We start from the raw sequence: 8,320 nt of genomic DNA on the forward strand, positions 1-8,320 counted from the left end.
TCAGAACAAATACATAAGTAACACCAGACTGGAATGCAAAGTATGAAATGCAGGTTGAATTGGCGCGCCACCGTGGCCGCCGTGCTGGCAATCTTCACCGTCGCGGGCGCTTCGGCGCAGGACCAAAAGGCGGCCGAACGCAAGATTGTCGACCGGATCGCCGCCGGCGCGGATGCCTCGCCGCTGATTGGCCAGTACCTGCAAAACAAACCGTCCCTGGGCAGTCCGCGCCTGGACCAGGCCGCCACGCTGCGCCAGCTGCAAGCGGCCGAAGCCAACCTGGCCGACGCCCTGAAAGCCTGGAAAGGCAAAGGCAATGCCGACGCCGCTGGCGCGGCGTACCGCGAATGGCAGGCGGCCGTTTTGCTGATGCAGGCGCGCCATCGTTCGATTGAAGGAAAGCTGGCTGGCAGCGCGGACGGCTCGTCCTATGTGGCAGCACAGCGCGATGTGGCGGAAGGCATGAAGGCGCGCCGCGACCAGGTCGTCAAGCTGCTCGACCCGCTGCTCGGCACTGCGCCGCAGCCTGCTGCAAAGGCCGCAGCCAAAAACGCTCCTAAAGAAGCTGCAAAAGATTCCGGCAAGTCGATTGCCGAAGCACTCGCGCTGCTGCAATCCGAAGCGCCGAAGAAGGCGCCTGAGCCGGTGCTGCATGCCCTCAACCTGCCAGTCGGTGGACTTAGCCTGGCGACCCGAGCACCAGCACTGGTGCCGGCGATCAGCCCGGCATATGCAACGCTGGCCGACGCCCCGAGCGCGCCGGAAGATGTCGCCGCCGCGCCGGAAGGCGAGCTGACCCCCGAGATTGTCGCCAAGGCCAAAGAGCTGGGCAACGACTACGTCCAGATTTACGAATATGTCCGTAACAACACCCGTACTACCTGGTACGCGGGGGCGGTGCAAGGCGCCGCCGGTACGCTGCGCAGCGGAAGCGGCAACGATGTCGACCAGGCTGCGTTGCTGGTGGCGCTGCTACGTGCGGCAGCACTGCCGACACGCTATGTGCACGGCGTGATTGAACTGCCGCTGGAAAAAGTGGCGCAGGACATGGGCCTGCAAGACCCGGCGCTGGTGCCGGCCGCGCTGACCAAGGCCGGTGTGGCATTCAGCAGCGTGGCACGCGGCGGCAGGCTGGCCGCGGTGAACGTCGAGCATACCTGGGTCGAAGCGCGGGTACCGTACACCAATTACCGGGGTGCGGTAGTCGATGCCTCGGGCAAGACCTGGATTCCGCTCGACCCTTCGTACAAAACCAGCAGCTGGAGTGCAAGCCAGCTGAAACTGTCCGACCTGGGCGGCGCTGCCGCGCTGCAGGACGCCTACCTGGGCAAGCCGGCAAGCGAATCGTTCGCCGAGTTCGTCAAGCGCAGCGGCACCGAACTGCTGCAGGCGCGCACCGGTGAGGCGGCCGACTACAACGCCGTGCTGGGCCAGCAGACGCTGGCCCCCTTGAACCTGAGCCTGTTGCCTAATTCGCTGCCGTACACGGTGGTGGCCATCACCTCGGAGGAAGCGCAGCTCGGCGCGGCATATGTCGTCAAGGCGCGCATCAAGCTGGCCAGCGGCGGCCGTACTGTGATGGCGACCGACCTGCCGCTGTACCAGGCGGTGAACCAGCGTGTCTCGCTGACCTATCAGCCGGCTTCGCTGGAAGACCACCGCCTCAGCCTGCTGATGGGGGGCATGGATGCGGTACCGCTTTACCTGATCAAATTGCGTCCGCAACTGGCGCTGAGCGGCCATGTCGTGGCACGTGCCAGCGAAGGCCTGTCGGCCGGCAGCGAACTGCAGCTTGATGTCGAATTCACCGGCCCGTTCGGCAGCCAGCGCCTCAGCCAGACCCTGAGCACCGGTGGCAACCAGGTGCTGGTCATGGCCGGCAATGTCATCACCCGTCCGGAAGGCACCGAACCGGGCGATACCGATAGCGATGCCATGCGCCTGATGGATGGCGTGGGCTCGGCCTATGCGCGCTCGTGGCTGCAGGGCGAAGACCAGTTTGCTGCGCTGGCCGGCGTGCGCGCATTGCATGCCGCGCCATCGCTGCTGATCCTGACCGACCGCTTCGATACGGTCTACCATGGCCAGACTCCCTACACCATGGAGTGGAAGGGTGTCACCATGGATGCGCTGTCGCATCCGGTGGACGCTGCCGGCAGCGCGGCGCGCGACTTCCTGCAACTGTCCGGCTTGCATGGCTCCTCGCTGGAATCGGACCTGTTCAAGCACCAGTTCGCAGTTGACGCGGTTTCGGCCGACCAGTTGCTGGCACAAGCGAAGGCCGACAATGTGGCGCTGCTGCGCGTCGATAACGCCAGCCTGGCAAAGCTCGAGGCCACCAGTCATGCGCCTGCGGTCAAGGACAGTGTGCGCAACCTGGCGCGCCTTGGCTACCGCATCGATATCCCGGCTGTGCCCGTCACGGTGGCCGACTGGACTGGCGCCGGCTGGCGCGCGGTCGACCCGGCCAGTGGCGCCAGCGGTTACTTCCTCTCGGGCAGCCTGCACGGTGGCGCAACCGCAAACGCTCCGCAAGCCTGGACCCTGCATTTCCTGGCGGCGATCCTCGCGGCGCAGAACGGCCATGCTGCCATCTCCGATATCGGCGCTGTGCGCCAGTTGCTCAAGCTTGGCGGCAGCGACGGCCAGTGGGGCACGGTGGGGCAGGTGCTGGATCGCCCGCTGTCCGTGATTGCTGTCGATGGCGATGGCGCTCCGGTGGCGGGCGTGCCGGTCACCTTCAATGTGACGGCAGGCGGCGGCACGGTGGGCGGCGGCCAATCGACGATTGTGGTGACTGATCAGTCGGGCATCGCCTCGGTCCAGCTTACCCTGGGCAAGAGCACCGGCGAGAATCCCCAGTACGTCAACATCAATCCGGGCGATAAATATGCAACGCGCGTATCGCAGCACCTGGTCGACGCGGTAGCGCCCAACGAGCGTGACAGCGTCGTCATCGACGCGCCATTTGATGCCACTGCGCAGCCGGACAAGCTGTCCCAGCTGGTTCTCTACAGCCCGCAAAAGAGTTCGAGCTATCCAGGTACCTGGGGCGAGACCGCTTTGCTCAAGACCGCGGACCAGTATGTCAATCCGCTGCCGAGCATTTCCGTCTCGGCCAGCATGGACTCGCAGATTGTGTGCCAGTCGGAGCAGGCCGAGTCGCATTTCAAGCCGGGTGCCCTGTTCAATGCGACCACCGGCGACGGACCTGACAAGTGCGACCCCGACACCCCCCTGCTGGGCGAGTGCGGCAAGCCGAGCATCAATTTGACCAGCGATAGCGATGGCGGCGTAGGCATCGGCGTCATCCTGTCGAATGATCGTGAAGGTAACAACTTCGTTACGGTCAAGGCCGGCAGCGTAAGCAGGACGATGCTTTACCAGGGCAACAAGAAGTGCGGACCTCGCGAAGTCTCGCGTAACCCGCCATCGATTACCCTGGGCATCTCCGGCGGGCTCCTGGATAGCGACGGGCACCAGATCAGCGCTGCCATGCCTGGCAAGGAATACAAGAATCCGGTCACGGCCGTGCTGACACGCGCCACCTATCCTTACGAGGTGCGCACCAACGAAAACGGTGCTTACCTGTATGTGTTCCCGTTCGTTAAGCACGAGCGAATCAGTGGCAATGTCACTTTCGAAGCCGACAATGGCGGCGCGACCACAGGTGTCTCATCCTCCGGCGCAGGCACCTTCGTGACGAGGGTTGTGGCCGGCTCCTTGCCTGCCGAGCACGGCGTATGGGCCAAGGCGCGCAAGATCCCGCTTGAGGTGCCATATATTTCGGAGAACGTGGTCCAGTTCGAAAAGACCGACGCTTCCGTTGATTCCCCAGTGCTCTCGGTCTTTTCGGTGCAGCCGCTGGTCAGCAATGTTACGCCGAGGAATGAAAGCGATGGCTTGATTGGGCTCGACAACCACAATCACAGCCAGCAGCAACTGAGCGTTGAGTTCGGCTCCGCACCGGACAGCTATGCGACTACGTGGTCCGAGGTGGACCTGTATGAAAACAATACCTGGGCCGGCACCATCCGTGGACCACTGGTCAAGGGCAAGGGCAAGGCGCTGATTCCGCGCGGGATGAATTTCGAGCCAGGCAAGATTTATCATGCCGAGCTGGTGCTGAACCGCGGCATGCAGGTCGAGATGCGCTCCGAGCGTTTCGCTTTGCCGACGCGCCCGCGCCTGATTTCCTTCCTGCGTGCTTCGAAGCCAACCCTGACAGTTGACGAAATCAACAAGCGTGCTTGCGAGATCCAAGGGCAGAGCTCGTTCGGATTCAACGTTCCCGTGGTGGCCACGCTGGAAATCCAGCCGCTCGACCCAAGCGGCAATCCGGCCGGTTCCAAGCGCACGCTGTTCAGCAACAAATCGTACGAAGCCGGCGACTTCAGCATCGGGCTGGATGCGGGCCAGATCGGCACCGGCGACTTCCTGATGACGCTGAACGCGGTCAGCGCTATTGATCCAGGCGTGACGGACAGCGCGCTAAGCGGCTTCACCTCTAAATTCGAACGCTCCAACCCGCTGCAGGTAGGCCAGGTGCTGGTGCAAGGCGTCAAAGTGCGCGACGGCACGCTGACCGCCCAGCCTTACCCCGTGGCGGAACCGGGCCGCGGCCCGTCGCTGCGTTTCCAGCCTACTTACAGCTCGGGTGTGCAGCGCCACATGGGCCCGATGGGCATGAACTGGGGTCACAACTGGGACTCCGGCGTGACAGTCAATAGTTGCGGCGACGTCACGGTAAGCGGCGGCGATAGCGGCAACGTGATCTTCTTCCCAGATGTCAAGGGCAACCTTGTGCCGGCCAAAGGCTACCATTCCACTCTGGTACGCGATGGCAACGATTTTGATTTCTTCAGCAAGGATGGCACCCAGTACCACTACGCCTTCATTGACGCACCGAACCAATGGAAGCTGATGTGGGTGAAGGACAGCAATGGCAACACGCTGACCTTGACTTACGACATGCTGGCGCGTCCGGCACCGCTGCTGAAGACGGTCACCGCCACCGATGGCCGCATCCTGCGTTTCAATTATGCCGATGCGAAAGTGGCGCTTCCAGGCCGGAGCGAAATCCTCCCCGTTATCAGCTCTGTGACTGGTCCGGGCCTGGACATGGTCTTCAAACACGATGGCTTCGGTAACCTGGTCAAAGTCACCGGCAACGGACGCAGCGAAGAGTTTGCATACAGCGTCGACGAGATGGGGATCACCAACCGGAACCAGCTGACCGGCTACACCGACCCGAACGGGCGCACCACGAAATATGAATACAAGCATTATGAGCTGCCGCTGACGCTGCCAAGTAGCGGTACTCCGTTCGCAGTGCCGCAGACCGTGGTCAGCAAGGTGATTACGCCGACGGGCCCCGTGCAATTCGACTACGAGATCGGCGTCTTCAGCAAGACCACGATCACCAACCAGAAGGGCGCAGCAACCAGGTACGAGCTGAACAGCTTTGGTTCGCCGTTGAAGATCATCGACGGCGCCGGTACCACCACCATGACGTGGGCCACCAACGACGTCCACATGCTGTCGAAGACCGACCCGCGCGGCGTGGAAGCCGTCTATGAATACGACACCGCCGGCAATATGGTGGCCGAGACCGTTGGCGGCAAGTCCATCAAACGCCGCTACATGATCCAGACCCAGCGTCCGTTCATCAAGGACAAGCTGCTGGAAGAGACCGATCGCAACCAGCATACGACCACGTTTGGCCGCGATGACAGGGGCAACCTGCTGACCACCCAGCACCCCGATGGCGGCAAGACCAGCAATAGCTATAGCAGCAATGGCGACCTGATTTCGACGACCGACGCCATGGGCGGGATGACGACCTTCCGTTACGACGCGAAGGGGAATCTGAAAGGCTTCACCGACCCGACCACCGCAGAAACGAAGTTGGCGCTGAATGAGCGCGGCCGTGTCGTTGCCAGGACTAACGCCCTTCTCAAGACCACGGCATTTGAAGTCGACGCGCTGGACCGCATTACCAGCCGCACCGATGCAAAAAAGGGCGTGCGAAAGTATACCTACGACCCGGTCGGCAACAAGCTGAGCGAAAAGGATGAAGAGGGCAACACCACGAGCTGGGAATACTCCCCGCATGACCATCCGCTGAAGGAAACGCGCGCAGATGGCAGCAGTAAAACGATGGAGTACGACCCTGTCGGCAACAAGATCTCGGAAACCGACTATCGTGGCAACACGACCACCTTTACCTACGACGATGCAAACCGGCTGGTCTCGCGCACTGAACCGCTGAAGCGCACCACGACTTACGGCTACGACGGCGTAGGCCATGTCACGAGCGAGAAGGACGGCCTGGGCCGCACCACAAGCCATACCTATGATGCGCTGGGCTTCCGCACGGGTACCACGGACGCAGCCGGTGGCGAGTGGGTCATGGGCCGCGATGGCGTCGGCAACCTGCTGTACACCACCGATCCCGAAGGCCGTACGACCGGCAACGCGTACGACGTGATGAACCGCCTGCAAACGGTAACCCGCCCGATCGGCACCCTGAAATATGGCTACGACAAGAACGGCAACCGCGTCAGCGAAACCAACGCACGCGGCCATATTTCCAAGTTCGTCTACGATGCGGCGAACCGCCTGCTCACCAGCGTTGACGAAATGGAGCAGGTCACCGCCAATGAGTACGACATGGTGGGGAACCTGGTCAAGACGTTCGATCCGAACCTGAACGTCACCAAGTTCGAATACGACGCGGCCGATCGCAAGATCAACTCCATTGATGGGGAAGGCAAACAAACCGACTACCGTTACGACGGCGTGGGCAACCTGGTTGGCCAGACCGATCCGNGTTCGAATACGACGCGGCCGATCGCAAGATCAACTCCATTGATGGSGAAGGCAAACAAACCGACTACCGTTACGACGGCGTGGGCAACCTGGTTGGCCAGACCGATCCGAATGGCAACGAGATCAGCCACACCTATGACAAACTGAACCGCCGTATCGCCAGCTACGATTCGGTCGGCAAGTTCGGCGCGTGGGACTACGATGGCGACGGCAACGTGCTGTCCGAAACCGACGCCAACGGCAACTCCACCACGCACGACTACAANCTGAACCGCCGTATCGCCAGCTACGATTCGGTCGGCAAGTTCGGCGCGTGGGACTACGATGGCGACGGCAACGTGCTGTCCGAAACCGACGCCAACGGCAACTCCACCACGCACGACTACAACGAGCTGGGCCAGCGCACGGCGACGCGCCAGCCGGAAGGCCGCACGCTCACGTTCGAAGCCGACCTGATGGGCAACCGCACCGGCCTGACCGACGGCCGCGGCAACAAGACCAGCTACGAGTACGACAGGCTGAACCGCGTAACCCTGAGCAAGGATGCCAAAGGCGGCACCCATATCTTCGAGTACGACAAGGTCGGCAACAAGACCAAGGAAACCGATCCGCTCAGCCACAGCACGACAACGCAGTACGATGCGCTGAACCGCCCGGTGCTGGTGACCGATGCGCTGGGCCAGACGGTGAAGTTCGAGTACGACGCGAACGGCAACAAGGTCAAGGAAACCGACAAGCGCGGCATCGTCACCATCCATATCTACGACAAGGTGGACCGCCTGACCAGCAGCACCCGATGATGGCAGGTCGTTTGTTGTGGCCCGCGACGGCATGNGGCACCCATATCTTCGAGTACGACAAGGTCGGCAACAAGACCAAGGAAACCGATCCGCTCAGCCACAGCACGACAACGCAGTACGATGCGCTGAACCGTCCGGTGCTGGTSACCGATGCGCTGGGCCAGACGGTGAAGTTCGAGTACGACGCGAACGGCAACAAGGTCAAGGAAACCGACAAGCGCGGCATCGTCACCATCCATATCTACGACAAGGTGGACCGCCTGACCAGCAGCACCCGCGATGGGCAGGTGCTGTTGAAGCAGGAATACGACCGCAACGGCAACGTGCTGGTCGCAACCGACGCCAATAACAATGCGACGTCCTACAGCTACGACCGCCGCAACCTGCGCACGTCCGAGAACCGCCTGCTGGCTGCGATCACCAGGTTCGAACTGGACAGCGTGGGCGACGTGGCGAAAGTCATCGACCCCGAAGGCCGCCAGACCGTCAACACGCATGACGCCCGCCGCCGCCTGACTTCGGTCASCAACGCCCTGGGGCAGACCACGACCTACGAATACGATGGCGCGGGCAACCGCACGCGCGTCGTGCACCCGCTGGGCAATGCCGCGACGTCGACGTACGACGCCGCCAACCGCCTGAAAACGGTCAGCGACGCCGCCGGCACGCACACCTACGGCTACGACAAG

The 8,320-nt window shown here is 62.3% G+C and carries 2 protein-coding genes and 2 pseudogenes; all 4 read left to right on the plus strand.

From position 1 onward, the window contains the following. Positions 1-42: 42 nt before the first annotated feature. Positions 43-6,831: transglutaminase domain-containing protein (locus ASE26_RS21710; RefSeq protein WP_229208196.1), on the plus strand; the 6,789-nt coding region annotated here is incomplete at its 3' end. A 1-nt stretch (position 6,832) separates the two neighbouring features. Continuing rightward, positions 6,833-7,096 (plus strand): annotated as a pseudogene (locus ASE26_RS32150) (hypothetical protein); the annotation flags it as partial. Between the two features lie 13 nt (positions 7,097-7,109). After that, the gene (locus tag ASE26_RS32155) at positions 7,110-7,631 is read left to right on the plus strand and encodes a hypothetical protein (RefSeq protein ID WP_373922431.1); all 522 of its coding nucleotides are present in this window, start codon (positions 7,110-7,112) and stop codon (positions 7,629-7,631) included. Positions 7,632-7,675: 44 nt separating this feature from the next. Next, a pseudogene (locus ASE26_RS32160) lies at positions 7,676-8,320 on the plus strand (hypothetical protein); the annotation flags it as partial.

The organism is Duganella sp. Root198D2, from assembly GCF_001428585.1.
Taxonomy (GTDB): Bacteria; Pseudomonadota; Gammaproteobacteria; order Burkholderiales; family Burkholderiaceae_D; genus Rugamonas.